The 26996-nt window shown below is 62.4% G+C and carries 23 protein-coding genes and 1 other RNA gene; 7 read left to right on the forward strand and 17 right to left on the reverse strand.

Annotated elements, in window-relative coordinates; all coding sequences use genetic code 11:
* Window positions 1–148: 148 nt before the first annotated feature.
* The 3 genes from typA to HGA39_08690 all read right to left on the reverse strand — a co-directional run bounded on the left by typA (window position 149) and on the right by HGA39_08690 (window position 3950).
* Window positions 149–1957 carry a translational GTPase TypA gene (gene typA, locus HGA39_08680; GenBank protein NTW29419.1) on the reverse strand — a complete coding sequence of 603 codons (1809 nt, stop codon included), beginning with the start codon at window positions 1955–1957 and terminating at the stop codon, window positions 149–151.
* A gap of 123 nt (window positions 1958–2080) precedes the next feature.
* A complete protein-coding gene (locus tag HGA39_08685) occupies window positions 2081–2608 on the reverse strand; it encodes an L-2-amino-thiazoline-4-carboxylic acid hydrolase (protein NTW29420.1) in 528 nt (175 codons plus the stop codon).
* 28 nt (window positions 2609–2636) lie between these two features.
* Window positions 2637–3950: an arginine deiminase gene (locus HGA39_08690; protein NTW29421.1), complete on the reverse strand. Its 1314-nt coding sequence runs from the start codon at window positions 3948–3950 to the stop codon at window positions 2637–2639.
* 110 nt (window positions 3951–4060) lie between these two features.
* Between HGA39_08690 and HGA39_08695 the strand changes: the two genes are divergently transcribed.
* Complete coding sequence (locus tag HGA39_08695; GenBank protein ID NTW29422.1) at window positions 4061–4291, forward strand: hypothetical protein; 231 nt, start codon at window positions 4061–4063, stop codon at window positions 4289–4291.
* Window positions 4292–4396: 105 nt separating this feature from the next.
* A complete protein-coding gene (locus HGA39_08700) occupies window positions 4397–5353 on the forward strand; it encodes an FAD:protein FMN transferase (protein ID NTW29423.1) in 957 nt (318 codons plus the stop codon).
* A gap of 143 nt (window positions 5354–5496) precedes the next feature.
* Here the strand turns inward: HGA39_08700 and HGA39_08705 are convergent, their stop codons facing one another.
* The 12 genes from HGA39_08705 to ffs all read right to left on the reverse strand — a co-directional run bounded on the left by HGA39_08705 (window position 5497) and on the right by ffs (window position 14931).
* On the reverse strand, window positions 5497–6084 hold the full coding sequence (locus HGA39_08705; protein ID NTW29424.1) for a hypothetical protein: 588 nt from the start codon (window positions 6082–6084) through the stop codon (window positions 5497–5499).
* Window positions 6085–6259: 175 nt separating this feature from the next.
* Window positions 6260–6949, reverse strand: coding sequence for a hypothetical protein (locus HGA39_08710; GenBank protein NTW29425.1), 690 nt, complete (start codon window positions 6947–6949; stop codon window positions 6260–6262).
* 545 nt (window positions 6950–7494) lie between these two features.
* Window positions 7495–8250 (reverse strand): abortive infection family protein, encoded by a 756-nt coding sequence (locus HGA39_08715; protein ID NTW29426.1) that lies wholly within the window; start codon window positions 8248–8250, stop codon window positions 7495–7497.
* Between the two features lie 102 nt (window positions 8251–8352).
* Window positions 8353–8688, reverse strand: a complete 336-nt coding sequence (locus HGA39_08720; protein ID NTW29427.1) for a hypothetical protein — start codon at window positions 8686–8688, stop codon at window positions 8353–8355.
* Between the two features lie 152 nt (window positions 8689–8840).
* On the reverse strand, window positions 8841–9770 hold the full coding sequence (locus tag HGA39_08725; protein ID NTW29428.1) for a pyruvate ferredoxin oxidoreductase: 930 nt from the start codon (window positions 9768–9770) through the stop codon (window positions 8841–8843).
* A 13-nt stretch (window positions 9771–9783) separates the two neighbouring features.
* The gene (gene porA / locus HGA39_08730) at window positions 9784–10971 is read right to left on the reverse strand and encodes a pyruvate ferredoxin oxidoreductase (protein NTW29429.1); all 1188 of its coding nucleotides are present in this window, start codon (window positions 10969–10971) and stop codon (window positions 9784–9786) included.
* Between the two features lies 1 nt (window position 10972).
* Entirely contained in the window at window positions 10973–11296 is a 324-nt protein-coding gene (locus tag HGA39_08735) for a 4Fe-4S binding protein (protein NTW29430.1), read from the reverse strand.
* Window positions 11293–11868 carry a pyruvate synthase gene (locus HGA39_08740; GenBank protein NTW29431.1) on the reverse strand — a complete coding sequence of 192 codons (576 nt, stop codon included), beginning with the start codon at window positions 11866–11868 and terminating at the stop codon, window positions 11293–11295. Before HGA39_08740 ends, HGA39_08735 begins: the two co-directional genes overlap by 4 nt.
* A gap of 163 nt (window positions 11869–12031) precedes the next feature.
* On the reverse strand, window positions 12032–12628 hold the full coding sequence (recR, locus tag HGA39_08745) for a recombination protein RecR (protein NTW29432.1): 597 nt from the start codon (window positions 12626–12628) through the stop codon (window positions 12032–12034).
* A gap of 3 nt (window positions 12629–12631) precedes the next feature.
* Complete coding sequence (locus HGA39_08750) at window positions 12632–12940, reverse strand: YbaB/EbfC family nucleoid-associated protein (GenBank protein ID NTW29433.1); 309 nt, start codon at window positions 12938–12940, stop codon at window positions 12632–12634.
* Entirely contained in the window at window positions 12941–14782 is a 1842-nt protein-coding gene (gene dnaX / locus HGA39_08755) for a DNA polymerase III subunit gamma/tau (protein ID NTW29434.1), read from the reverse strand. It abuts the gene before it with no gap.
* 53 nt (window positions 14783–14835) lie between these two features.
* Window positions 14836–14931: signal recognition particle sRNA small type (gene ffs / locus HGA39_08760), an RNA gene on the reverse strand.
* 218 nt (window positions 14932–15149) lie between these two features.
* Between ffs and HGA39_08765 the strand changes: the two genes are divergently transcribed.
* From HGA39_08765 to HGA39_08780, 4 genes are all read left to right on the forward strand, one after another.
* Window positions 15150–16142, forward strand: coding sequence for a cysteine synthase family protein (locus tag HGA39_08765; protein ID NTW29435.1), 993 nt, complete (start codon window positions 15150–15152; stop codon window positions 16140–16142).
* A gap of 45 nt (window positions 16143–16187) precedes the next feature.
* Window positions 16188–17630 (forward strand): TldD/PmbA family protein, encoded by a 1443-nt coding sequence (locus tag HGA39_08770; protein NTW29436.1) that lies wholly within the window; start codon window positions 16188–16190, stop codon window positions 17628–17630.
* Window positions 17630–18982 (forward strand): TldD/PmbA family protein, encoded by a 1353-nt coding sequence (locus HGA39_08775; protein NTW29437.1) that lies wholly within the window; start codon window positions 17630–17632, stop codon window positions 18980–18982. Before HGA39_08770 ends, HGA39_08775 begins: the two co-directional genes overlap by 1 nt.
* Window positions 18983–19125: 143 nt before the next feature.
* Window positions 19126–20667 carry a helix-turn-helix transcriptional regulator gene (locus HGA39_08780; GenBank protein NTW29438.1) on the forward strand — a complete coding sequence of 514 codons (1542 nt, stop codon included), beginning with the start codon at window positions 19126–19128 and terminating at the stop codon, window positions 20665–20667.
* Between the two features lie 135 nt (window positions 20668–20802).
* Here HGA39_08780 and HGA39_08785 read toward each other — a convergent pair whose 3' ends face one another.
* Entirely contained in the window at window positions 20803–23019 is a 2217-nt protein-coding gene (locus HGA39_08785; GenBank protein NTW29439.1) for an FAD-dependent oxidoreductase, read from the reverse strand.
* A 226-nt stretch (window positions 23020–23245) separates the two neighbouring features.
* On the reverse strand, window positions 23246–25465 hold the full coding sequence (locus HGA39_08790) for an FAD-dependent oxidoreductase (GenBank protein NTW29440.1): 2220 nt from the start codon (window positions 25463–25465) through the stop codon (window positions 23246–23248).
* Between the two features lie 379 nt (window positions 25466–25844).
* On the opposite strand from HGA39_08790, the gene HGA39_08795 reads away from it, so the two are divergent.
* Window positions 25845–26996 carry a M23 family metallopeptidase gene (locus tag HGA39_08795; GenBank protein ID NTW29441.1) on the forward strand — a complete coding sequence of 384 codons (1152 nt, stop codon included), beginning with the start codon at window positions 25845–25847 and terminating at the stop codon, window positions 26994–26996.

Here is a 26996-nt window from a genome sequence, read left to right on the forward strand (position 1 = left end):
CGTCTTTGTTGCATCATCCCATTTCATGACATCACCCCCAAAAAGAGAGTTGGACCCGGAACTTTCATTCCGGGTCCAACTTTAGGGGCGCGGTCCACTGTGCGGGCCCCCTTCGACATTCAATCTCTCCTGCGCTTGCGACTTGCCTCTAGCCGCGTCCGGCTTTCTTGCGGTCGTTCGCGGAGAGCAGGCGCTTGCGTAGCCGAATGCTCTTCGGCGTGATTTCGACGAGCTCGTCGTCCTCGATGTACTCCAGCGCCTCTTCGAGCGTGAACACGATCGGCGGCGACAGGATGATTCCCTTGTCGGCCGAAGAAGAACGCATGTTGGTGAGCTGCTTGGCCTTTGACACGTTGACCACAAGGTCGCCTTCCTTGGCTGACTCGCCCACGATCATTCCCTCGTAGCACATGACGCCCGGGCCGATGAACAGCTTGCCGCGGGTCTGCAGCGAATCAAGGGCGAAGGCTACGGACTTGTCGGTCGCCATGGCGATCATCGAGCCGTTCTGGCGCCCGCCGAGATCTCCCTTGAACGGGCCGTACTCGGAGAAGTGGTGGAAGAGCACGCCCTCGCCGCGGGTGGCGTTCAGGACGCGAGTACGCAACCCCATCACACCTCGCGACGGGATCTTGAATTCGAGATGAACCTGATCGGCGCGCTGGACCATGTCCTTCATCTCGCCGCTGCGACTGCCGAAGATCTCGATGACTTTGCCGGCGTACTCGCTGGGCACATCGACTACGGCAAGCTCGATCGGCTCCAGAGTGCGTCCACCTTCCTTCTTCAGGATGACCTGCGGACGGCCGACCTGGAACTCGTAACCTTCGCGGCGCATCGTCTCCATCAGGACGGAGAGGTGCAAGACTCCGCGACCGGCGACTTCCATGCCGGACTTGTCCTCACACTCGGTGATGTTCATCGAGATGTTTGAGTCAGCCTCGCGAAGCAAGCGCTCCTTGATCTGGCGCCCTCCGACGATATCGCCTTCCTTGCCCACGAGCGGACTCGTGCTCGCCGCAAAGACAACCGACATCGTGGGTTCTTCGACGTGAATCGGGTCGAGCACGACCGGTTCGATCCTGCAGGTGAACATGTCGCCGATATCCGCGTCCTCGATACCCACGACCGCGCAGATGTCGCCCGCGTGTGCCTCGGCGGCCTCGACGCGGCCCATACCCTCGAACGTGAAGAGATTCTTCACGTTCGCTTGGTAGCGGCTTCCATCGTTCTTGACAACGAGAATGCGCTCTCCGTTGTGGATCGTGCCCGAGAACACGCGCCCGATTCCGATCCTACCGACAAAGCTCGAGTAGTCGATGGTGCAGACCTGCATCGCGACGGGACCGTCTATGTCGACATCCGGCGCAGGGATGTACTTGATGATCGCGTCGAGGAGCGGCACAAAATCCATGTTGCCGTCGTCTGGATCGAGCCGGGCATAGCCGCCCACAGCGCTCGTATAGATGATAGGGAAATCGAGCTGGCTATCGTCGGCACCCAACTCCACCATGAGATCGAAGACCTCGTCGACAACCTCGTGTGGCCGAGAACCGTCGCGATCGATCTTGTTGATCACGACCATCGGCTTGAGACCATGCTCGAGCGCATGTTTGAGTACGAACCGCGTCTGAGGCATGGGGCCCTCGAACGCATCGACGATCAGCAGCGCTCCATCAGCCATCTTGAGAACGCGCTCGACCTCTCCGCCGAAGTCGGCGTGACCGGGCGTGTCGATGACGTTGATCTTGGTGTCGCCATAGCGGATCGAGATGTTCTTCGCGAGGATTGTGATGCCGCGCTCGCGCTCTTGGTCATTTGAGTCAAGCACGCAGTCGGGTACCTGCTGGTTGTCGCGAAAGACGTGGGTGGTCTGCAGCAGCCGGTCGACCAGCGTGGTCTTGCCGTGGTCGACGTGGGCAATGATGGCAATGTTGCGTACATCGTTCTGGCGCATGAAAACTCCGGTGGTTGGGTGCATGCCGGCCCGCGGATGCGGGCGCGAAGACGTAGCGTAGCACGAAGTGGGCCAGCATAGCCGAAATGAGCGCGCTCTCGCGCCGCGCCGGCGCTCCTCCGCCTACCCCTCCGGCAGCGACAGTTCCAGCAGGCAGTGCCTCGATCCGCTCTTGCCGAGCCGATCGAGAAACGTCAGATCGAGTCCGGCACCGGCAAAGGTTCCCTCGTCCACCGCCGCCGCGATGTCGCACAAGGTATCGACTTCCTCGGCGGCAAGGCCCATCCGGCGCCAGGTCTCCACCAGCGGACATGCCTCCATGCGCAGCACGATCTGCACCGGACACCTGGCCTCGACTCCCGGCTCGAAGAGCGCCCCTTCGCTCGGCGACCCCTCGCAGAAGATCTCGCCGACAAGATCCAGGTTGCCGTCTTCGGCGGCCGCCCGGTACTTCTTGCCGACCTCCAGCCCGCGGCGGTAGATGCCGCGCTTCATCAGTTCCGCGGCTTTCTGCCCGCCGAGTTCCTCGGCAAGCGAGCGGTAGATGTCGGCGTACATGTAGGCGCGCGTCTCAAACGCCGCCCGCGTCTCGGCCCGAGCCTTTGCCAGCGCGGCTCGAAGCGATTCGATCGTCTCAATCTGATCGTTCATACCAACCTCCGTGATTCGTTGCCGGTTCTCAAAGCCCTTCGCGGCGCAGCGGACAGGTCATGCAATGACATCCGCCGCGGCCCTTGCCGATCTCGGTGCCGTCAATCTCGATGACTTCGATGCCGGCTGCGCGCAAGTTCGCGTTCGTACCTTCGTTGCGAGCATACCCGACAACGACGCCCGGCTCGATCGCCACGACGTTATTAGCGTCGTCCCACTGCTCCCTCGCAGCCTGGCACGCAGCTCCGCCGGTGGGAATGGCTCGAATGCGCTTCTCTCCTAGGGCGTCGGCGACCGCAGGCAGCAGCCCCGCCTCCTCGGTGATCTCGAATGCGTCGTCCCGATCCGACGGCCTCATGCTGAACACGCGCATGCCGTCGACGACGGACCGATAGACGCATGCCGCATCGCGGTCGACCAGCGCAAACACCGTGTCGAGATGCATGTATGCGCGGTCCTGCTGCATGCGGCATGCGATCACCCGGTCGACCTCGCCGCTCGCGAACAGCGAGCGCGCCACGAACTCCACCATGCGGCCCGTTGATCGCTCCCCCATGCCGATGACCACGCATCCGTTGCCGATCGCCATCATGTCGCCACCCTCAAGCGACGCCGTACGAGCGAACTCCTCGGCCGAGAACCGCTCGGCAGCACCCTGCGGCGGATACCAGAACCTGAAGTCGCCTTGCGCAAACAGCGGGTGGTGACGATAGACCGCCGAGACGTTTGCCACCTCAAGTTGGCGCGCCGTCCCCAGCAATGGCGGCAGCACCACCCCACCATAGAGCCAAGCCGACGAGTCGCGGGTGAACACCGTGTTGGGCAAAGGCGGAAGGACGAACGAATCCACGCCCGCGCAAACCGCTCCAAGCGAACTGCGATCGAGATGGGTGAGGTCGAACCCCTCGAGCTCGGAGACCAACAGGCCCGCGACCAGAACCTCGGCAAGCCGGGCGGAATCGAGAGCGAAGAGCCATGACCGCAGGTCACCGGCGAGCGAAAGCCCGACAGCGCTCGCCGAAACCGCGCCCAGAATAGCTTCTCGGCGAGCCGTCTCGGAAGACTCCAGCGCCTGTTCGAGCAGGTCGCCGAGTAGCAGCACCTCGACGCCTCGACTACGCAGGGCGGCGGTCAGCTCGTCGTGCTCGCGGCGGGCCTTCTCCACCCAGACCACATCGTCGAACAAGAACTCTGCGCGGTTGGAAGGCGTCAACCTCTCGAGCGAACGGCCCGGCCGGTGCACGAGCACAGTCCTGAGCCGGCCCACCTCGGAGTGCACTCCAAGCGACTTCACCCTCGGCCCCCTCTGCGGTTGTCCTCCGTACAGAATACATCCGCACATCCTCCACATTGCTCTCATCCCCGCAACACTGTCGAAGATGACCATAGGAAAGGCAACAACGTTCTTCCGACTACAGAATTACCTTCAGTGCTGTTTGAGGAGGATTCGCGATGGAAGCAATTCACATCAGAACCGAAGGACTCGCCACAGACGAGTCTGCGTTGCTTGTTGAGGGGACCGTCTCGCGGCTCAGCGGGGTATCGCGCGTCGTAACCGTCAAGTCGCTCAAACTCACCTCGGTGATGTACGACGAACGAAAGATCAACCGCCGCACGATCCTGAAGGCCATCCGGTCCGTCGGCTTTCGCGCCCGCCCCTACCGAGCCATTCTCCCATCATGATGCCGAGTGCCCCCAGGGAATCTTGAAATCTCGGCGTCGAATTCGATTGACCACGGCTGCGACGAACCAAATACAATGTCTCGAACGCCTAAGAAGGGTCGAGACATGGCGCACGCGGAATTGCCGAACATAACCGGAGGCTGGACTGGCTCGGCGTCCGCGACGATCTTCGCCTTCAACACGCTTGTGACAATCTCGGCGCAATGCGATCAGTCCCTGATCGATGAGGCCGTCGAACTGTGCCGGTATTTCGAGCTGGCGTTCTCCCGCACGGTGGAGGACGGCGACGTCGTACGGATCAACCGATCCGCCGGAAAGCCCGTCGGAGTCGGTTTGGAGACGGCCGATCTCATATCGACCTCTCTGCGGTACTGCGAAATCTCAGGAGGCCTCTTCGATATCACCATGGGCGCGGTCACAACGCTGTGGGACTTCAATGAGGGAGTCATCCCTAGCCGACGAGACATCGTCGAGGCTCTTCGGCATGTGGGTTACCGGAACGTCCATGTCGATGGCACTACCGTGCGGATCGACGACCCCGCCGCCAAGATCGACCTCGGCGGCATCGCCAAGGGCTACATCACCGATGCACTCGCGAAACACCTCCGAGCCGGTGGTGTGACATCGGGCCTCATCAACCTCGGCGGCAATGCATTCGGCCTGGGGACGAAGCCGGACGGCTCGAAATGGCGTCTCGGCATTCGGGATCCGAACAATCCCGACGGAGGCCTCATCGGCGTTGTGGAAGTTGCGGATCGATCCGCCGTCACAAGCGGCTTGTACGAACGAAACTTCACCAGTGACGGTGTGCTCTACCATCACATCCTCGACCCAAAGACCGGTTTTCCCGCCGAGACCGACGTCAAGAGCGTGACGATTCTGTCTCCAACTTCGATTGACGGCGATGGGCTTTCTACCGCTCTGCTCCTCATGGGCGTCGAGCGAGCAATCGCTCTCATAGAGTCACTCGAAGGACTCGATGCGATCTTCGTCGACACTCACGACAACCTCATTTGCACCAGCGGAATCGGCACCGCTATCCCCTTCACGCGCGTGGGGTAGCCGAGGAAAGAACTGCTTGGGCATGAGCGGCGCTCACGTGCCTCTCTTCAGCAGTCTACCTTGCGACGTTCGCTCGATATGCTTTGTTTGGACGCCACCCCGCGGCTCCTGCAATTCATGCCAGACCCGTTGCCATGCCGCCGTCAGAGTCCGCGCTCCGTCAACCAGCACTGGTCGTCAGACAGCTCCTGACGTCGACGCTTGGCTTCTTCAACCGACTCCTGCTTCACGTAGTCGGCGACGCGAGTCATGCGTGCGTGATTCATGAGCCACTCTGCATTCTCAGCAGCACGCTTGCGTCGGTCGACTGCATCTGGGATATCCCGTCGCCGAGGACGAATGCGTTGCAGCTTCACGGTCTTGGCCTGCAGGAGAGCCTTTGCCTCGCCAGCGACAGTGAACATCGCTTCTGGGTGAGGCGGCTGCTGGAGTCGCGCGGCGCTCAGCAGACCCAGCACTTGAAGCTTGGTAACCGCGAGTAGCAGACCCTCGCCCTCAAGTCGTCCTGCGAACTCGCGCTCAATGTGCAGGTAGTCGTACTGGCGGCCCGAAATGAAGCTGATGATCGCAAGCTCCTCAGCGGACACTTCGCGTTCCAGGCGTTGAACTCGCACATACGACCGCAGACGCTTGAGCCAACCGGGCGCGGCGCGAGTCAGCCTGCCAAACGTGGAGTTGGCGATAGGCAGGAGGATCTTCTCTGCCGCCCACACCAGCACAGCTTCCGGCACCTCGCGACTCCCTCCCAAGCGCTATATCCAACGTTGTACAGCATGCGCAGGCGCCCGTGCACTCTCTGCTCTCTACCTCCCGCGCTTTGGCCTGAGCTTGTTCGATAGCGACGTCACTTCTCCGAAAGAAGCGCTCATGTCGACATTGTGATCGACTTCCTACGGAGTGCGCCTATTACTCCTCAAACCATAGTGTCCTCATGAGATCCTGCGCCACGGGGAGTGGTATCGTCGCAAGACTGCCACCGGCTTGTTGCAGAACGCCGACTGCAAGGTCTCCTTCAGGGAAGCATCCGTCTCGCCATCTCTTGTATAGTGCGGCACGGGTGTCGGGTTGAGTCGAGAAGTCCTTCACTTCTGCCGCTACATAGGGATGGAACCGGATGTACTGGCTCATCGAGAAGTAGACTCGGCCTTCCGGCGGCTCGGAAACGTCGCTCGGGTCTATAACGGGAATGCCATCTTCCGCCACAATCTCCTCAAGGGCATCAATGAGCGCCAACTGATATCCCGTGACCATGAAGTCCTTTCCGGATAGCAGGAAGAGGTCGTTCGAGGCATCTGGGAAGTAGCGCGGCACATAAGTTGCGCTCGTGATGTTCATTGAAAGGCGGGGACTGTCGGAAGCCCACTCCCTAGTGGAATCTGGCGGGGGATCCGCTACCACTGAACTGAATATCCCGTGGAATTCGTCAGGCACGTATAGCCAGTTGCTGGACGACTGCCAGATCAACTCATTCAGTCTGCGGTTCACTTCAACATCGAGTTCACTCCAAACCCATCTCGACGGTGCGACCGCAGCGTCGTACGTCGCAAGCACGGAGTACCAGTGAAGCGCCTTCGTGAGATCGATCTCTCGACTCACCGTCGGCTGCGCGCCCGACTCCGTCGACCGTCGGGGAGATTGGCTTCGCTGCAAGCATCGCGGAGCGCAGTCGGACACACATGGCCCTGAAGCCCCACATCCGACCCATTTTCCATCATCGCTCTCAACCCAGACCTCCACGCTGACTTTGCCGCGAAGCCCCCCGAGGTTGGCATAGACTGCTGGCGCCATCAATCGGGCCTGCTCAAGTGAAAGCGAAGGCATGTGCGCTCTGTCTTCGCGATGAAGACCAACGTACCAGTACCGCTTCTTCGGGTCACTGTCGGCTGGCTCCACGTGCCATTCAACCCCGGGAGCAGTCTGCGCCATCGCCCGATGGACATCAGCATTACTAGTCCTGAACAACCCCATCGCGTCCCCCTACAGACAAAGCGGGCAGTGGTGCCCGCCTGATGATGTTGCGCAAGTGTACTAGCTCGCCTTTGGGTCTGTCGAACGTCCAACGAAATGAGCAGACGCGCATCCGTTTGCTTGTCAGCGTAGCTCTTGGCGTTCTGCTCGATTCGCTTGTTGGGCAGGTGCGGTCAGAATGGGATCGCATCATTCCAATCGAGCGCGTGACCCGTCTCGCCGTCCACCCGACCCTCCACTGTATCCATGAAGCGAACCAAGGACGCTACGTGCGCAAAGACGAGAAGGCTCTCGTCATGATCCATTAGGTCGTTGTCATGCGCCAGACTCTGTTCATTCCGAGCACCATTCAGGGCCTCAAGGATAGATGTCGTCGACTTGAGTATCCGAAGGGTGATTTCGGATTCGATGGCGCCTTGTGCACGCACAGCCTTGATGTACTCACCCATGAGGCTATGCAGCGGCTTATCCCGGGAGACCTCGATACCGCGCCGGCGGCACAAACGACGCATGTACTTCACCATGAAGGTGTGCAGGCGATCGATTGCCGCCTCAGTCTCGTTCCGATCGATCGCCTCACGAACATACCGGGCGACAGTCTCGAACGCCTCGTCCGCATCAGGCGGCGCGACCAAAGCTGCCGCATCCGCAACAGGCGCGGATGTGCGAAGACGCTCGATTATGGCCAGATCCTCAGGTGCGGGCGCATCAAACCCGTTCGTCTCGAAGTCAGCCCAGTTCTCCAGCAGAGGAACAAGTGCCCTAGCAACGGTGTGGTTGTCCGCGGTCTCCCAAAAAGCCCGCATGTGGTTGGCCTTGGACGCACCACGGTACCCGTAGTTGTCGTCGTAGATGTTGATGCCTGCGACGTCGCTAAAGTAGTCAGCGAAGGTTGTGTTCGAGAAGTTCAGGACGTAGCCGGAACCCATGCCCAGCAGTCGCTCCAGCTTCCGCTTCTCGACAACGCTTAGGTCAGCCAAACGACACCCCCCTACTCTGCCCAACATCTGGTTAACAAACTGGCTGACGGTCTACTCGCCGTGAACTGAGCACCTGGTCTTCTTCGTGGCATCGTCGAAGGTGTACGTCCCGCCGGACGGACAAGCCTTGCCGATGCTCTTCAAGACCGTTCCGAAGGAGACCTCGGCCGTTGCCCCGGCGACGGGAACAATGTATTTCTTGTCGATTTCCTGCCTGATCGCTGTGCAGGCTATGGCACTCGCCTGTTCCTTGGCCGAATTCACCACGGCAGACGGATCCGGCAGATTAATGTTCTGACCGTTCACTTGGGCTTTAGTCCCGCATCCGGCAAGCGCCAACGCACAGCAGATCACAAGTACCGAGAACAGGACTCGCTTTGTTGCCAAGAGAGACTCCTCTGATTGTCACCATCGAACGCGAAGCGGAGCGTGTTTCCCTCGAAGCATAGCATCCCCGACTGTCCGCAAAGCCCTCAATGACAAGAAGCGGGCCCCGTTTCGGACCCGCTTCTTTGAGACTGTCGTCGCATCCAGAAACGCTACTCCGCGCAGCGCCTCTCGATGTAGTTCCAGTACCGGTCGACCTCAGCCTGAACGCTTGCGAGCAACTCGGCGTTCTCGGGCTTGAAGAGGTGCTTGAAGCGGCCTTGCGGTTTCAAGAACTCCTCGATGGGCTTGCGGTTGGGGACCTTGACCGTCTGACGCCACACGCCATCTTCGACCTCGAACAGCGGCCAGAAGCCGGTCTGCACCGCGAGCTTCGTGATGGAGATCGTCTGGTCGGGAGCCGTGCGCCATCCGCGAGGGCATGTCGCAAGGATGTTGAGGAACGCGGGGCCTTCGACGTTGAACGCCTTCTCGGCCTTGTTGGTGAGGTCTCTCCAGTGGCTGATCGAAGCCTGCGCAGCGTAGGGCACACCATGGGCGGCGATGATCGACGTGAGGTCCTTGCGGCGCTGCTCCTTGCCCTGCTGGGCCTTGCCGACCTCGGCGGTCGTCGCCCATGCGCCGAACGGCGTGGCGGACGAACGCTGGATGCCGGTGTTCATGTACGCGCCGTTGTCGTAACAGACGTAGACCATGTCGTGGCCGCGCTCCATGGCGCCCGACAGCGACTGCAGGCCGATGTCGTAGGTGCCACCGTCCCCGCCGAAGGCGACGAACTTGATCTTCTTGTCGGCGGGAATCTTGCCGGCGGCCTTCAGGCCTTTGAATGCAGCCTCGACGCCCGACACGGTGGCAGCCGCGTTTGCGAATGCGTTGTGAATGAACGGCGTCTTCCACGACGAGTACGGGTAGATCGTGGTCGAGACTTCGAGGCACCCGGTGGCGCAGCCGGTGACAACCGCGTTATCGCCCGCGGCAAGAAGCACCTGGCGGGCCGCAATCGACGCACCACACCCGGCACACAGGCGATGGCCGCCCGCGAGGCGGTCTTCGCATGCAGCGAGTTCTTTTATCGTTGGCATGTGCTGGTCCTTCCTACCGTGTGCCGAGGTAGACGAGCCCGCTGGGCTCGGCGACGCCACCGGCTATGTCGGCCAAGTCGCTGTAGACCCGGCGAATGAGTTCGAGCTTCACGTCTGCGCCACCGAGGCCGTAGATGTAGTTCACCATGGCCGGGCGGGTCGTGCAGTCGTAGAGCGCGCTGCGCACCTCGAGGAAGAGCGGGCCACCCTCGGCGCCGAACGACTCGGCACGGTCGAGCACCGCGACCGCCTTGACGCCCTTGAGAGCCTCGGCGATATCGACGAACGGGAACGGGCGGAACACGCGGATCTTGAGCACGCCGGCCTTGACGCCCTGGGCCCGAAGCTCGCGCGCAATGTGGCGGACGTTGCCTGCGGTCGAGCCGATAACAACGATCGCGATCTCGGCGTCTTCCATGCCCCAGCCCTCGACGACGTCGAACGGGCGGCCGCTGACGGCAGACCACTCGGCGCCAACGCTCTTGATGACCCCGAGCGAACGGTCGATGGCGGTGCGCTCGGCCTGCTTGAACTCGAAGTACGTTCCGCCCAGACCGGCGAAGTTGCCGTGGCTGACAGGATGATCGGTGTCGAGGAGCGCGTTTTCGGGATGATACTCGCCCACGAACGCCTTGACCGTCTCGTCGTCCATGAGTTGGGCGCGATCGATCGAGTGCGTCGTGATGAAGCCGTCGAGCGTCGTCATGACCGGCAGCATGACCTGCGGGTTCTCGGCGACGCGAATCGCCATGAGCGTATTGTCGTACGCTTCCTGCGCGGTCTCCGCAAAGTAGATGATCCAGCCGGTGTCGCGCGCGCCCATGATGTCGGAGTGATCGCAATGGATGTTGATCGGTGCCGCTAGTGCGCGGTTGGCGTTGGCCATCACGATGGGCAGACGCAGACCGGCCGCGATGTGGAGTTCCTCCCACATGTAGGCCAAGCCCTGCGACGAGGTCGCGGTCATGACGCGGGCGCCTGCGGCCGAAGCGCCGACGGCGGCGCTCATTGCCGAGTGCTCGCTCTCGACCGTCACGTACTCGGTGTGCACGCGGCCCTGAGCGACGAACTTGGCGAACTCCTCGACGATGGTTGTCTGTGGCGTTATCGGGTACGCAGGAACGACGTCGGGAGCGCACTGGCGAAACGCCTCGGCGACAAGCGAGTTGCCCGTGGTGGCTACGATCTTCTGTTCGGCCATGCTACTTCACCTCCGGGAGTTCGCAGCCTTCGAGCGCCATCGAAATGGCGTCAGACGGGCATTCATGCGCGCAGATACCGCAACCTTTGCAGTGGTCGAGATCAAATGACACGACCTTGCCGTCATTGAGAACGACCGAGCTGTCGGGGCAGTAGATCCAGCAAATCAGGCACTGGGTGCACTTGGATTCGTCGCGCCAGGGGCGCTCGCTGCGCCAGCCGCCGGTGACGTAATCAGCCGAGTTGCCGGCTTCGGGAATCATCGCGCCACGGGGGAAGTCTTCGCTCTTCCAGTCGTCGATGGAGGAAATATCCCACTTGCTCATCCCGCAGCCACCTCCTCATACGCGCGTTGGACGGAGTCAAGGTTCGCGTCGATGATGTCTTGGCCGAACTTCTTGCCAAACGTCTTGACCAGCAGGCCCTTGACGGCATCCAGATCCACGACGCCGGTAAGACGCGCAAGCGCGCCGACCATCGGCGTGTTGGGAATGTCGCGCCCGATCGTCTCAAGCGCGATGGTGGTCGCGTCGCACGAAGCTACCACCACCGAATCCTTGACTCCGAGCACCTTGCGCAGCACCGCCGGAGCAGTGCACGTGTTGACGATGATAACGCCGTCGTCGGCGACTCCTTCAGTCACATCGATGACATCGAGCAGGGTCTCGTCAAGGACGACGACGACGTGAGGGTTCTCGATATTGTTGTGGATCTCAATCGGTTGATCGCTGATACGCGTGAACGCCTTGATCGGCGCGCCCATGCGCTCGGGCCCATACTCGGGCATGGCCTGCATGTACCGGTCCTGCGACAGCGCAGTCTCGGCGACGAGCTTAGCCGCCGTAACCGCGCCCTGACCGGCGCGTGCGTGCCAACGGATCTCCGTCAGCTGCTGCATCGCGTTTCTTCCCTTTCACTCGGTCCCCTGTTGAAGGTGACCTCACCGCCGAAACAGGCGATAAGTCCTAACAGAATAGGGGCACCAAGGGGCATCGCGGCCGAGCCGAAGGATACGAGTAGTCAGGCGGCGCCAGCGTCTCGGTGAACGGCCGGCGCGAGACCTACATCTCCCGGCGTGCCTCAAGGGCACGGCCGAGCGTCACCTCGTCGGCGTACTCCAGATCGCCTCCGACCGGCAGTCCGCTGGCAATCCGGGTGACCTTCACGCCGAGCGGTTTGATGAGGCGCGCGATGTAGAGCGCAGTGGTCTCGCCTTCGACGTTGGGGTTCGTGGCGAGCACCACTTCTGTGACTTCTCCGCTGGCCATCCTGTCAATCAGCTCGCGGACACGAAGACGCTCGGGGCCGATGCCGTCGATCGGCGAGATGGCTCCCTGCAACACGTGATAGAGGCCCCGGAACTCACCGGTACGGTCGATCGCCACGACGTCGCGCGGCTCTTCCACGACACACAGTTTCGTCCGGTCACGCTTGGCGTCCGCGCAGATTTCGCATACCTCGCCCTCGGCGAAATTGAAGCACACCGGGCAGAAGTGGATGGTGCGCTTCACCTCTGTGATTGCATGCGCAAGGCGCTGGGCATCGGCGTTCTCGGACGCAAGCAGCCAGTATGCGATGCGCTGAGCCGACTTTGGGCCCACGCCGGGCATACGCTCGAGCTCTTCGAGAAGACGGGCTATGGGAGCGGCATAGCGCATCGGCTACATCAGACCCGGGATGTTCATGCCGCCGGTGATCTCCGACATCTTTCGCGACGCCAGCTCCTGAGCCGAGCGGATCGCTTCGTTGACCGCGGCGGTCACCATGTCCTGCACCATTTCGACGTCATCCGGGTCGAGTGCTTCCGGGTTGATGGTGATCGAGCGCACCTGCAGGTCTCCTGTTATGGCAACCTTCACCATGCCACCACCTGCCGAGCTCTCGACGACCTCGCTCTTCAGTCCCTCCTGCATCTGGAGCATCCGGGCCTGCAGTTTCTGGGCCTGCTTGATCATATTGCCCTGGTTCATCTAGTCGTCCTCTCCAATTGTCTCGTCTAACATACCATCGCCGAATGACATGAACCCTTGGTAGTCATCGGCAGCCTCGCTCTCATCTGTCTGTTCGTCTACCGGCTCCGTCGACAGCGCACCGTGCTCGGCAACGATCCTCGCACCTAGGCCGTCCACAAGGAACTGCGCGAGATCGGTTGGAGCGGCGTCGTCTGTGGCGGCCGGAGCGGCGGCGAGTGCCGAAGCAGGCTCGCTCGAGTGCTTGCGCTCGGGCTTGGGCGCCGGGCTTGCGGTGGGCTCATGCGATGCGGCGGCAGCCGCTCGATGCATGCCTCCGCGGCCGATCTGCATGCGGACGGGCGGAGCCTCGCCGAGCACCACCGTAAGCGCGACTCTCAGTAAATCGCGCATCTCGGGTTCCTCGGCAAGCTGCATCGAGAACGACTGGTCCTGCGGAAACTCAAGCACCAGGGTGCCGTCGGCGTCGACATCCACGTCCACGGTCGAGAGCAGGTGCGCCCTAGCCGGCTTGCGGTCTCTGATCTCGGCAAGCACATCCGACCAGATCCGCTTCGCCGCAGCACGGTCTAGCTCGCCCGGACGCGTCGCCTGTCGCGAAGCGGCCTGACGTACAGGCGCTGCGGGAGCGGGCGCCGGCACTGATTCGGTCTGGCGCGGAACGATGGCCGCGGGTCTCGGCGCCTGCGCGCCCGTCCCACGCTCCAGCGCTTCGATGCGCTCGGCAAGGGACTCCAGCGTCATCTCGCCGTCCGGGCGCGCCATGCGAGTGAACGCGACCTCCAGTGAGAGCCGCGGGTCGCTCGACCAGCGAAGCTCGGCGGCAAGCTCGCCCAGAAGCGTGAGCACGCGTGCAAGCCGGTCGGGCCCGCCGAACTCGACGGCCTGCTCGGCAAGCGCCGTGAGGTCCTCGCTTCCGGCGTCGACGATGCCATGGCCGTCCCCTACCGCGGCGAGCACGTACAAGTTGCGGAAGTGACCGGTGAGTTCGCGCACAAACTCGGCCAGGTCGGTGCCGTCTTCCACAAACGAAGCGACCCAGCGGAAACACGACGCGACGTCGCGGGCAGCGATCAGACCGGCGATCCCGAAGAGCTGCGCCGTGTCGACCTCGCCGAGAAGCCCTTCGACATCGGCCATGGTGATGGTGCCGCCTGTGAACGACGCAAGCTGTTCGAGCGTGGTGATGGCGTCGCGCATCCCGCCGGACGCGTGGCGGGCAATGAGCGCGAGAGCGGCGTCCGGAACGCTGAAGCCCTCCCCTTCGCAGATCGCGCGCAGGCGGCCGACGATGTCGTCGATGCCGATGCGCCGGAAGTCGAAGCGCTGGCAACGGGACTGGATTGTCTCGGGAACCTTGTGCGGATGTGTGGTCGCAAGCACGAAGATGACGTGGCTCGGCGGCTCTTCAAGCGTCTTGAGCAGCGCGTTGAACGCTGCCGTCGAGAGCATGTGCACCTCGTCGATGATGTAGACCTTGTAGTGGCCGCGCGTGGGTGCGAACTGAACGCGACCGATGATCTCCTCGCGGACGTTGTCGACGCCCGTACGCGACGCGGCGTCGAGCTCGTAGACGTCCGGATGACGGCCCTCGGCGATCTCAAGACACTGTTGGCAGGTGCCGTCGGGATCCGGGGTGGGTCCGTGCTCGCAATTCAGCGCCTTGGCCAGAATGCGCGCCGTGGTGGTCTTGCCGGTGCCTCGCGGACCGCAAAACAGGTACGCGTGCGCGACGGTGCCGTCCCCGACGGCATTTCGCAGCGTACGTTCGATGTGCTCCTGGCCGACAACGTCGGAGAACGTCTGCGGGCGGTACTTCCGGTAGAGAGACTGGTGCGCCATGCGCCGCCTTTCGAGAGGCATACAACTCTGCCGAGAAGTATAAAACACGAGTGTGCCGAGCGGACCCGGACGCTCGTCAGGGGCCGCTTATGGCTGCTTCCTTCCGGACCTGACCAGGTTCACGGCATGTCGCCGTCCGAGCCCGCTCGGCACACTCACACGCGAGCCGTCAGTATACGACGCGAGTGAAGGATGCGCGAGATCGTGCGTTGCCCGCGTCGCCCCAGAAACGCGCCCAAAGAACGACGAGGCCAGTCGACGACCAATCCCTGTTCCGCCGATCTCGGCGCGAATTCCTCGGCAATGTCAGGACGCTCAGTGTATGCTCCCTCGTGCGCATGCAATGTCGTACGAGAACGAGGACATCATGACCGACACGCCTGACATGCAAGAAAACGCAGCTCGGCTCGGCCTGGGCAACGACTCTCGCCTCGCTCGCTACGATCACCTCCTCGACATGTGCGGCGACGTGGACAATCCCACGCCCATCGTGCGCCTCAACCGGATGCTCACCGGCCCTGACGTCGCGCTCTACATGAAGTGCGAATGGGTCAACCCATTCGGCTCCATCAAGGACCGCACGGCAAAGTGGCTGCTCAAGGGCCTGATCGAACGCGACGAGCTCGACGACAAGACGGTCATCGAGGCCACCTCCGGCAACACCGGCATCGCGCTGGCTGCGATCACGGCCCTCCTCGGCAAGAGGATGGTCGCCACCGCGCCCCACGTGCTCTCGCCGGAAAAGACCGCACTGCTGCGCGCGTTTGGCGCCGACGTCCGGCTCACCTCGCCAGACGACACCTCCGGCCTGCACCCCATGGACGTTGCCTTCAAGCTCGCCGCGCAGATCCTCAGCGAGAATCCGGACAAGTACGTCATGCCCAACCAGTACGACAACGCCGACAACGCGCGAGCGCACTATGAGTCAACCGGCCCGGAGATTTGGCGCCAGACCGAAGGACACGTGAAGTACTTCTTCGCAGGGCTCGGCACGTGCGGAACGATCGTCGGCACGGCGCGCTACCTCAAGGAGCAGAATCCCGACATCCAAGTGATCGGCATCGAGCCGGTGAAGGGTCATCACATCTCGGGCCTCAAGAACATGGAGGAGACCGCCGTCCCCGGCAACCTCGACATGTCGGTAATCGACGAGATCGTGTGGGTCGATGACGCGATGACCGATGAGGCGGCGCTGAGGCTCTACCGGGAAGAAGCGCTCATGGTCGGGCCGTCGGCGGCGGCGATCACAGCCGGCGCGCTCCGATATCTGAGCCAACCCGGCCGGTCGGGCATCGGCGTCTCCATCGCACCCGACAGCGGGCAGAAGGCGGCGAGCTACCTCAACGAGATCATGGGGTAGGATAAGGGCTAATTCTGCATCACGTTACCGAGGGGGTTCTCGCCCGTGAGAGACATCATCAATGCCGCGCTCGACGCAGCTGAAGTAGCAGGAGCATCGTACGCCGACGCGCGCGTCGTCGACTCGTCTCGCGAGGAACTCCGGGTCGCAAACGGCGTGGTCGAGGGCGTCGAACACGCCGACTCGTTCGGCATCGGCGTTCGCGCCATCGCTGACGGCGCCTGGGGCTTCGCCTCCTCGCGCGAAGTCACTGCTGCCGAGGCGGTGCGGGTTGCTCGGCAGGCGGTCGCGATCGCGCGCGCCTCTGCGCTCGTCGCCGGCACAGCTGTGCGCCTGGCGCCCGTGGAACCCGCCCGCGGCACGTGGTCGGGCTGCTGCGCGATCGATCCGTTCGCCGTCTCGCTCGAAGACAAGCTCGCGCTGCTCTTGGCAGCCGATGAGGTCTTGTGCCTCCAGCCGGAAGTCACGCTGACCGAGGCGCACTTGGGCTTCTACCGCGAGCGCAAGTGGTTCGGCTCCACCGAGGGCGCCTTCACCGAGCAGTCGTGGACGGAGTCCGGCGCAGGCCTCGTCGCCTACGCCGTGCGCGAAGGCGAGGTCGTCTCGCGCTCGTACCCCAACTCCCACGGCGGTGGCTGGCAGCAGGCTGGCTGGGAGTACATCGCCGGCCTCGACCTCGTCGGCAACGCGCCGCGCATCGCCGAGCAGGCCGCGGCGCTCCTCACAGCACCCTACGTCGATCCCGGCACGCGCGACATCATCCTCGACGGCGGCCAGGTCTCCCTACAGGTGCACGAATCCATCGGCCACCCCACGGAACTCGACCGGGTTCTCGGCGAGGAGGCGGCGTTCGCAGGGACGTCGTGGGTCAAGCTCGAGGATGCCGGCAGCCTGCGCTACGGCTCCGAGCACGTGACCGTGACGGCCGATGCCACCATCCCGGGGTCGCTCGGCAGCTTTGGGTGGGACGATGAGGGCGTACCGGCACAGCGCGACACGATCGTGCGCGCGGGCGTGCTGGAGAGCTTCCTCGGCTCGCGCGAGACCTCGCCGCTCCTCGGCCGCGCAAGCAACGGCTGCATGCGCGCGGACGGCTGGAACCGCATCCCGCTCGTGCGCATGACCACGGTCTCGCTCGAGCCCGGCACGTGGGACTTCGACGACCTCGTGGCAGACACCGAAGGCGGCCTCTACCTCGAAACGAACAACTCCTGGTCCATCGACGACAAGCGCCTGAACTTCCAGTTCGCGACCGAAATCGGCTGGGAGATCAAGGACGGCAAACTCGGGCGCATGGTGAAGAACCCCAACTACACCGGCATCACGCCCCAGTTCTGGGGCGCGTGCGACGCCATCTGCTCGCGCAAGCATTGGCAGGTCTGGGGCCTTCCCAACTGCGGTAAGGGCGAGCCGATGCAGGTCTCCCACGTCGCGCATGGAGCTGCGCCCGCCAGATTCCGCAACGTCCAGGTAGGAGTGGGTCGCTAATGCTGACATCGCAGGAAGCACGGGCACTCGCACGCGCGACAGTCGCCATGACCGCCGAGACCGGAGCCGATGAGGCCGAGGCCCTCGTCTTCGCCGAGAGCAGCGCGCTCACGAGGTTCGCGAACAACCGCATCAACCAAAACGTCGCCGAGGAAAACGCGCAGGTCAACGTCCGTGCCGTTGTGGGCAAGCGCGTAGGCGTCGCCACCACGAACCGGCTCGACGTCGCGTCGCTGCGAGCGACCTGCGAAGCCGCGGTGGCCGCCGCGCGCATCGCGCCCGCGGACCCGGACTTCCCGGGCCTCCCCGGCCCGCACGACGTCGCGCTCCCCGACCGCGTCGCACCCGCCACGCTCGCGTTCGACGCCGAGGCGCGCGCCACAGCCGTCGCCGCCATCATCGCGCCCTCGCGCGAGCGCGGGCTGACTGCGGCCGGCAAGGTGCGCGTCGGGCACCACGTCACCGCAGTCGCGAACTCGCATGGCGTCAATGTGGGTATGGCGCTCACGGGCGCGCAGGCCACTGTGCTCGCGATGGGTGCGAGTGACAACGCCGGCAGCGGCTGGGCGTCGTTCTTGGACGCTGACGCTTCCAAGCTCGCAGCTGGAGCGCTGGGTCTCGAAGCCGCGGAGCTTGCGGTGCGCTCGGCGAATCCGGTGGCGCTCGATGCCGGCGACTACACCGTCGTGCTCGCACCCGAGGCCGTGGCCGACTTCCTCGACTTCCTCTCCTATGTCGGGTTCTCCGGCCGCGCGTTCTCTGAGGGTCGTTCGTTCATGACCGGACACCTCGGCGAGAAGGTGATGAGCGACCTGATCACCATCTCCGACTGCGCAGGCGCACCGCATGCAACGGGCGTCACCTTCGACTTCGAGGGCCAGCCCAAGCCACCGGTCTCCATCATTGACCGCGGTATCGCCGTGCAGCCGGTGACCGACTCGTACTGGGCCGCCAAGCTGGGTCGCCCGAACACCGGAAGCGCGCTGCCCGCCCCCAACTCCTTCGGCCCGATGCCGTTGAACCTTGAGATGGCGCCCGGTGACCGCTCGCTCGCTCAGCTGATCGCGGGGGTGAAACGCGGGGTGTACGTGACGCGCTTCCACTACGTCAACGTCGAGGACCCGATCACGGTACTGCTGACCGGCATGACACGTGACGGCACCTTCATGATCGAAAACGGCCTCCTCACACGCCCGCTCAAGAACCTGCGCTTCACGCAGAGCGCAGTCGACGCTCTTGCGCATTGTGAGGGTGTGACGCGCGAACGGCGATTCGTGGGCACGGAGGAGGGCGCGTCGTATGTTCCCGGCCTACTGCTGAGCAAGTTCGCATTCACGGGGCAAACGGCCTAGGAAGAGGTTGTCGGCGGCCTTCTCCCCGCACGCCGAGTCGAACCCATCAGTTTGAGGAACCCGCCCGTAAATCGGATAGAATAGGGAACGCTTACGGCGCGTTGAACGGGATGCATACTGCGGGCCTAAAGAAAGACTCTGCCGTGCCGATCGCAATGGAAACAACGAGAAGATCAAGCGGTCTTCTGAGAGCGCTTGCAGGGTTCTCTATAGTCCCTGCTTTGGGAATCGCCTCGTTCAGACTCTCGGCTTGGACGATGTTCTCGTCGGGGATCGAGTCACCGGACAACACGTACACGCTGTCCGTTGTCGCGCAAGCCTTGGTGGTCATCGCAGTTCTCCTCGCCCTGAGACGAAGCAGATTCTCTCCTCGGCAGACCACGATACCGATTGCGGTCGCCGCCTTGGCTATGACGCTCGGTGCGCTCTTGGCTACCTCGCCGATCTACTTTCAGAGCTTCACTTCCGATGCTGTGGTAATGGCTGGCGGAGTGCTTCACGGAGCCGCCTCTGCAATTCTGCTTCTGGGCTGGGGTAACCTCCTGTGCTCGATCGAACCTCGCCGGTCCGCCCCCTACATCGTCTTCTCGTTCATGATCTACGGCCTTTCTTCCGCCCTTCTCTCTGGGGCGTCTGCATCAGTGCTGGAGTTTGTCACACTGGCGCTGCCGGCAGCATCAGCCTTCTTCCTCGTCTGGAGTCTCAAGAATACGCAGAACATGGAAACCCGAGAGGTCACGATTACGCGGCCCATTCTCAAGGGACTGCCTTGGGGCATGTTCACGCTCCTGGTCATCTGCGCGATCGTGAACAGTGCAATCAAGGGACTCATTGCGGCAAACATCTCAACGGCAACTGCGTCCTACAATCTCCTTTTGACCGGACTCTATTCCGCGATCTTCCTCGTTTTGTGTGTTTGGCTATTCGGCCTCAAACGCGACGATCCGGAGAAGATGTGGCCCCTCTTCATCATCATCTTGTTCGGAAGCCTGCTCTTCTACTCATCGTTCTCATCTGAGCACCTTGATATGGCAAGTAGCTTCGTCTCAGTCGCGCAAGGTTGTATCACTATGTTCTTCTGGGTGTTCCTCGCGGCAGCCATATACAGACAGCAACTGCCCAGACTGATCTTCTTCGGCCTAGGCAACCTGGTCTTCAGACAGGTACCGTCCTTCTTGTCAGATGCCTTCGCGTGGATCGCCCCAGGGTTCTACATTCAGGCAAGCCGCACGCTCGCAGTTGCCATCACCAGCATGAGTGCTCTGCTTGTGATCATCGCCACAATCGTCTTGCTCACCAGGCAAAGCAAGAAGATCGATGTTGAGATCAACTCACAGGCCAAGGCGGAAGCGCCGAGCGATGCGCTGCCCTCGGCAACAGACTCCCTCGCCGCGAGATACGGACTCACGTCACGCGAATCAGAGGTCGTCACCATTATGGCGCACGGCTATACCCTCCGGCAGATCGGAGAGGCGCTCTACATAAGCCATGACACCGTGCGTTCACATTCAAAGAGCATTCATCGCAAACTTGGCATCCACCACAAACAGGAATTGCTCAAAATGATTGAGCAGGAGAGCAAGGAGTATATGCTCGCCGGAGACTCGAATGGCACGCCACCGGCGACCGAGCCTTCGACGGCCGACGGCGTTCGCACTGCCGCCGACCCTCCCTCTCCTTCCTAGGCAGACCCTGATCCCGCAACCGCTACCCTCTGCGGGAGAATACTGGCGCCCGCGTAGAAGAAGGCCCGCGACAGGAAGCCGCGGGCCTTCTTGCTCGCTGCAGCTGGATCAGCTGCAGGACTATAACGATGCTGGCTAGATCGCCCGTGCTGCGTCGTACCCGGCCTGGACGGCGTACAAGATGTTCTTGTCCTTGCCTGCACTGGCGCAGTCTCCGACGAGAGAGACCGTGTACTTGCTCTTGAGAGCATCGGCGAGCGTGGTGTTTGCAAGCATGTCCCAGCACTCGATGACCGTATCGCACTTCAGGGTCTTCTCGACTCCGGTGTTGATCTTCACGACAACTCCGCCATCGACGATCTTCTGGACGGTGGCTGAGTCGAAGATCCTGACGCCATGAGCATAGAGGTGGGGAATGATGTACTGCCGGAAGTGAATGGACTGCTCCTTGTCGATCTTGGCGGCAACGTCTCCGTGAACCATCGTGACCTGCTTGCCCTGAGCAAGCAGATACATGGCGAGGTCGATCGCCTGGGCGCCGGCGCCGAGGATGACGACGTTGCTGCCGATCTTGGAGTTGTCGTAGCTGCCGATGTTGACGACCTTCGGGGATGCGACCGTGGAGCTGGCGAACTTGGCATCCCGCTTCCCGCCGACCGCAACGATGATCGCATCGGGCTTCACGGTGTCGACGAAGGCGGCGTCGACCTCTTTGCCGGTAACGACGGTGACCTTGTTGAGCGACTGCTGCTTGGTGAGGAAGGCGATGAGGTCTTCGAGGCGCTCGTGGCTACCCTTGAACCCGCTTGCGGTCTTGACCAGGCCGCCGAGGGAGCTGCCCTTCTCGTAGAGGGTGACCTTGTGTCCCTTCTGCGCGGCACGACGGGCGGCCTCCATGCCGCCTGGGCCGCCGCCGATGACCATGACGTTCTTGACGGTCTTCGCAGCGGCCAGCACGTAGCCCTCGGGCAGTGCGGCATTGTAGGCACGCTGGAGGGTGGCGTTTACACGGCAGAGTTCCGGCCCCTTCAGGCCAGTCCCTGCATCGTGGCAGTGGAAGCAACGGGTGCACGGGGCGACCTCGTCGCGCTTCTTCGCCTGGAGCTTGTTGGGGAGATCGAAATCGGCGGTAAGCCCACGGTTCATGAAGACCAGGTCGATGTCGCCGTTCTTGACCGCGTTGTTGATGAGATCAGGAGCGGTACGCGGGTCCATGCAGCCGGCGCAGCCGACGGGAATCTTGACGGCCTTCTTGATCCTGCTGGTTGCGGGGATGAAGGCCCCGTGACCGTGATGCTTGCCATCTTGCATTCCGTCGAAATGGATACGGTAGTCAAACATCGTACCGTAGCCGGTCATACCGTCAACACGGAAGCCCGCGTGCATCTGGTCAGGTGCCCAACGGGCGGCTTCGAGGCCGGGAGTGCTCTGGCGAATCTGAATGAAATCAGCTCCGGCCTTCTCCAGGAGCTTCGCCATTTCGATGGCTTCCTCGACGGTCTGGTACTTGTCGTTATCACCCAGCTTCGTATCGTTCTCCTCCATGGCATTGATGTGAGCCATGACGTTGAGACCCGGGGCGGCCTTCTTCACGGCCGCGATCTGCTCGCACATCCAGCGACAGCGGTTTTCGACGCTCTGCGGGCCGTACTCATCCGTACGCGTATTCGTGGAGGCCGAGTGAATGCTGCTCAGGGCGTCTGCCGTAGCGGCCTTGACCTCAAGCACGTCCCATCCCGCCTTCTGCAGGCGCACCGCGGCAGCGGCGATATCCGTCGTGTACTGGTGAATCTGATCGACGGTCCAAGTGCTGAGGTTGACTCCCATGCCGCCCGTGTTGAACTGCAATCCGCAATAGGCGCCGTCCTTGTGTATGGCGTCCGAGAGAACCTTCGCCGGCGCGATGCCCTCATCCAGAGTCTTGACCTTCATTGTGCTGCTTGGAGCTGAGACCGCACTGAAGCCCAAGTAGCTGAGCGCACCGCCCTCACACATCACGAGGGCCGCACCGCCCTTGGCAAAACCGGTGTAGTAGTAGAGTTCCCTGTCGGCGATCTTGGCAGTGGCCGAGTCAGGCGTGTCCGAGCCTGCTGCGGTCTTGATGATGCGGTTCTTCAGCTTCATGCTGCCGATCTGAATCGGCGAGAAGATCGCGGCGTAGTCCGTCGTGTAGGTGTCATACGTTTCATCTTGCGGGTTCAGTATGTCAACGAACATCTTCTTCTCTGCGGGTGCCGCTGTCTGCGTGGTGGACGACCCGCAGCCACCCAGTACAGAAGCGGCAGTCACCCCGAGTGCTGCCACTGTGACGCCCTCGATGAATCCGCGTCTAGTGAGTCCCTCTTTCTTCATGCCCCACTCCTTCCTTTGGATCTTCAGTTGTTGCGCCGCGGCAGTGCGGCCAACATGAATCTACCGAGAGGGGCTGGTCCTCGCATCCCACCAACGGGGCTATCTCGCCTACTGCACTCCACATGAATGATGTGATACGTACATCGACAAGAAGGCCCGCGACAGGGAGCCGCGGGCCTTCTTGCTCGCTGCAGCTGGATCAGCTGCAGGACTATAACGATGCTGGCTAGATCGCCCGTGCCGCGTCGTACCCGGCTTGGATCGCGTACAAGATGTTCTTGTCCTTGCCTGCACTGGCGCAGTCACCGACGAGAGAGACCGTATACTTGCTCTTGAGAGCATCGGCGAGTGTGGTGTTTGCAAGTATGTCCCAGCATTCCACGACCGTATCGCACTTCAGAGTTGTCTCAATCCCTGCACCCGTCTTGATGACAATCCCGCCGTCGACGATCTTCTGGGGGGTAGATTCGCTCCAGATCTTGACACCCTTCGCCTGGAGATGCGGCGGAATGTACTGCCGGAAGTGTGCGGACTGCTCCTTGTCGAGCTTGGCGGCAACGTCCGCGTGAACCATCTGTACCTTCTTGCCCTGTGCAAGCAGGTAGAAGGTGAGGTCGACCGCTTGGGCGCCGGCGCCAAGGATGACGACGTTGCTGCCGACCTTGGAGTTGTCGTAGCTGCCGATGTTGACGACCTTCGGGGACGCGACCGTGGAACTCGCGAACTTGGCGTCCCTCTTGCCGCCGACAGCAACGATGATCGCATCGGGCTTCACGGTGTCAACGAAAGCGGCGTCGACCTCTTTGCCGGTGACAACCGTGACCTTGTTAAGCGTCTGCTGCTTGGTGAGGAAGGCGATGAGGTCTTCGAGGCGCTCGTGGCTGCCCTTGAACCCGCTTGCGGTCTTGACCAGACCACCGAGGGAAGTGCCCTTCTCGTAGAGGGTGACCTTGTGTCCCTTCTGAGCGGCACGGCGGGCAGCCTCCATGCCGCCAGGGCCGCCGCCGATGACCATGACATTCTTGACGGTCTTCGCGGGGGCCAGCACGTAGCCCTCGGGCAGTGCGGCGGTGTAGGCGCGCTGAGTGGCGGCGTTCACGCGACAGAGCTCCGGCTCTTTGGGGCTAATCCCCGCAGTATGGCAGTGGAAGCAGCGGGTGCACGGGGCGACCTCGTCGCGCTTCTTCGCCTTAAGCTTGTTGGGGAGCTCCGGATCCACGGTGAGCGGACGGTTCATGAAGATCAGGTCGATGTCACCGTTCTTGACCGCGTTGTTCATGAGGTCAGGAGCGGTACGTGGATCCATGTAGCCGGCACAGCCGACGGGAATCTTGACGGCCTTCTTGATCAGTGCAGCGCCGGGGATGAAAGCGCCGACACCGTGGTGCTTTCCATCCTGCAGCCCCTCGAAGTGGCTGGAGTAATCGAACTGCGTGCCGTAGCCGGTCATGCCGTCGGCATGGAAGCCCGCGTGCATCTGGTCTGGGGCCCAGCAGGCAGGTTCAAGGCCGGGGGTGCCAACGCGAACCTGGATCCAGTCGACTCCGGCCTTCTCGAGGAGCTTCGCCACTTCGACGGATTCTTCGACGGTGAGGTACTTGTCGTTGTCACCAAGCTTCGCGTCGTTCTCCTCGTAAACGTTGATGAGAGTCGAGACGACAAAGTCCTTGCCGCAGGCCGCCTTCATTGCCTGAACTATTTCACATAGCCAGCGGGCACGGTTCTCGATGCTCTGCGGACCGTATTCATCTTTGCGCTTGTTCTGGCGCCGGGTGATGAATGCGTTCATGTCGTCTGAAGTGGCGCCCTTGAACTCGACGATGTCGAATCCCGCCTTCTTCGCGGCCAGCGCCTGCTGGGCGAAGTTGGCCGTGAGCTGCTTGATCTGTGCGACGCTCAGCGTGTCAACCTGCAGAATGGCCGCTGCCGGGCCGAGGCTTCCTGTGGTCATCTGGAACCCCACATAGGCGCCGGCTGCATGCACGGCGTCCGACATGACCTTTGCGCCTGCGGTGGCCTCATCGAAAGTCTTAAAGGTAGTCGAGGTCAGTCCATTGAAGCCGTAGGGGGCCATCACGCCGCCGTCCATCATTACCACCGCTGCGCCACCCTTGGCGAAGTTAGTCATGTAATCCAGGCTGTTTTGGCTGAGTGGCGGCTTCGACGAATGGGTGTCTGAACCTGCCCCGGTCTTGATGATGCGGTTCTTCAACGTCAGGCTGCCAACCTTGATCGGCGAGAAGATCGCAGCGTAGTCGGTGGTGTAGGTGTCATACTTTGTGTCCTGCGGGTTCAGTGTATCAACGAACATGCTCTTCTCTGCGGGAGCTGCCGTCTGCGTGGTAGACGACCCGCAACCGCTCAGTACAGAAGCGGCAGTCACCCCGAGTGCTGCCACTGTGACGCCTTCGATGAAGCCGCGTCTGGTAAGTCCCTCATTCTTCACGTTCGTCTCCTTGTTCGTCGGATATCGCCTGTTGCACTAGGGCAGAGCAACTGAGCTGAGCCTACCTGTGAGGGTTCACTTTCGCATCACATCAACAGGGCTATCCTGCTTCCTCACGCACATCACATCGATGATGTGATGTGCTTTTCGGCAACTGATCCCGTTCTCATGGCGCGCCGACGGCGGTTCTCACGCGCCTGGGAGGTCCCGCCCAAGCCAAGTTCGCGTTCACGGGAAAGACAGCGTAAAATGGCGCCGAAATCCTTCGTTGTCTTCAGCAGAAGACCCCAAACGACTGCGAGCACTCCAAGCGCATGAGCAAACCCCGCCTGCAAATTGCGTCCGCACTCGCCCGTGAGGACGCATCCGTGAGCCTCGCATGCTGAGGCCGCGCCGCAGCCCACGCATCCGTATGCCCGCAGACGCCACTCCCAAGCTGATACGCTCCGATGGCGGCGTCCGCGACATTCGCGAGGCACAGCGCCGAGGCGCCACCGATGACGCCGAGATGCACTGGGGTTCCCGAGAAGGCACTGCAGCCCCGGAGAAGCAGCGCCACGGCGGAAGCCGGACCCCTTTCGCGCAGGTCGACGCACGCCCGCAGCGCGGCGTGAACTCGCGACCCCGCTCCGGCACCAACAGCCGCCTCTCGCCCGTGCGCGACGCCGGCGTCGCCGTCAGCGGCCGAGGCGACCGTCAGCGGACCGCCCGTCAGCGCGCCGTTCGCCGCAACCTCCTGGTTGCCGCGATCCTAGTAGTCTGTGTGGGTGTGATCATCACAGGATGGCGCTACGCTTCCGATCGCAATGCGGCCGCAAGTCCGCTCTCAACGCTCGGCGCACTGTTCTCGGCAGACGCATCGGCCACGACTAACGCCAAGGCGGCCGTCGTCAAGGCTCCTGATCCCACGCCGCTCTTCGCGGCGTACGGCGACGTCCAGATTCGGGTACCCGTGGCGCTCGCGCAGCTCAATGAGGTCATGTTCCATCAGGCGTCGTACTCCTACGCGCTGCATATGACCACGACGCTGCCCGACGCCAATCTCAACGCCGCAGCCAACAGCAAAGGCACCACCCGCGACATCAGTACACAGCCGAAGGACGCAAGCGCGGTTCTTGTCGGCCAAGTGATTCGCGTGTGGCGCACAGGACGCACCGGCAAGCCCGACACCTCGGTGGACGTGGGGGCGTTGGCAGGGACGCAAGTGCTCGCGCCTGTGACCGGAACCGTCGTCAAAATCAAGGCGTACAAGCTCTACAGTAAATACGACGACTTCGAGATCCACATCCAACCCGACGGTCACCCCGAGCTTGATGTCGTGATGATCCACGTCACCGACATCACTGCGACGCAGGGAATGCGAGTCGAGGCGGGAGTCACCCCGATTGCGGCGGTTCGCCTGCTCTCGAATCAGCTGCACGATCAGCTCGCCGACTACAGCACGGGAACCGGTGACCACGTCCACATCCAAGTCAACGACGCGAACTTCCCCGGCTACAAGGGCCTGCAGGACGCGGTGGAAGCCGAGTAG

The organism is Coriobacteriia bacterium, from assembly GCA_013336165.1.
GTDB lineage: Bacteria > Actinomycetota > Coriobacteriia > Anaerosomatales > JAAXUF01 > JAAXUF01.

What these genes read in the sequence shown, in the direction of transcription:
- typA (NTW29419.1), bottom strand. Translation starts at nt 1,957, where the DNA reads ATGCGCCAGAACGATGTACGCAACATTGCCATCATTGCCCACGTCGAC.
- HGA39_08685 (NTW29420.1), bottom strand. Translation starts at nt 2,608, where the DNA reads ATGAACGATCAGATTGAGACGATCGAATCGCTTCGAGCCGCGCTGGCA.
- HGA39_08690 (NTW29421.1), bottom strand. Translation starts at nt 3,950, where the DNA reads ATGTGCGGATGTATTCTGTACGGAGGACAACCGCAGAGGGGGCCGAGG.
- HGA39_08695 (NTW29422.1), top strand. Translation starts at nt 4,061, where the DNA reads ATGGAAGCAATTCACATCAGAACCGAAGGACTCGCCACAGACGAGTCT.
- HGA39_08700 (NTW29423.1), top strand. Translation starts at nt 4,397, where the DNA reads ATGGCGCACGCGGAATTGCCGAACATAACCGGAGGCTGGACTGGCTCG.
- HGA39_08715 (NTW29426.1), bottom strand. Translation starts at nt 8,250, where the DNA reads ATGGGTTCCGGCTACGTCCTGAACTTCTCGAACACAACCTTCGCTGAC.
- HGA39_08725 (NTW29428.1), bottom strand. Translation starts at nt 9,770, where the DNA reads ATGCCAACGATAAAAGAACTCGCTGCATGCGAAGACCGCCTCGCGGGC.
- porA (NTW29429.1), bottom strand. Translation starts at nt 10,971, where the DNA reads ATGGCCGAACAGAAGATCGTAGCCACCACGGGCAACTCGCTTGTCGCC.
- HGA39_08735 (NTW29430.1), bottom strand. Translation starts at nt 11,296, where the DNA reads ATGAGCAAGTGGGATATTTCCTCCATCGACGACTGGAAGAGCGAAGAC.
- HGA39_08740 (NTW29431.1), bottom strand. Translation starts at nt 11,868, where the DNA reads ATGCAGCAGCTGACGGAGATCCGTTGGCACGCACGCGCCGGTCAGGGC.
- recR (NTW29432.1), bottom strand. Translation starts at nt 12,628, where the DNA reads ATGCGCTATGCCGCTCCCATAGCCCGTCTTCTCGAAGAGCTCGAGCGT.
- HGA39_08750 (NTW29433.1), bottom strand. Translation starts at nt 12,940, where the DNA reads ATGAACCAGGGCAATATGATCAAGCAGGCCCAGAAACTGCAGGCCCGG.
- dnaX (NTW29434.1), bottom strand. Translation starts at nt 14,782, where the DNA reads ATGGCGCACCAGTCTCTCTACCGGAAGTACCGCCCGCAGACGTTCTCC.
- HGA39_08765 (NTW29435.1), top strand. Translation starts at nt 15,150, where the DNA reads ATGACCGACACGCCTGACATGCAAGAAAACGCAGCTCGGCTCGGCCTG.
- HGA39_08775 (NTW29437.1), top strand. Translation starts at nt 17,630, where the DNA reads ATGCTGACATCGCAGGAAGCACGGGCACTCGCACGCGCGACAGTCGCC.
- HGA39_08785 (NTW29439.1), bottom strand. Translation starts at nt 23,019, where the DNA reads ATGAAGAAAGAGGGACTCACTAGACGCGGATTCATCGAGGGCGTCACA.
- HGA39_08795 (NTW29441.1), top strand. Translation starts at nt 25,845, where the DNA reads ATGCTGAGGCCGCGCCGCAGCCCACGCATCCGTATGCCCGCAGACGCC.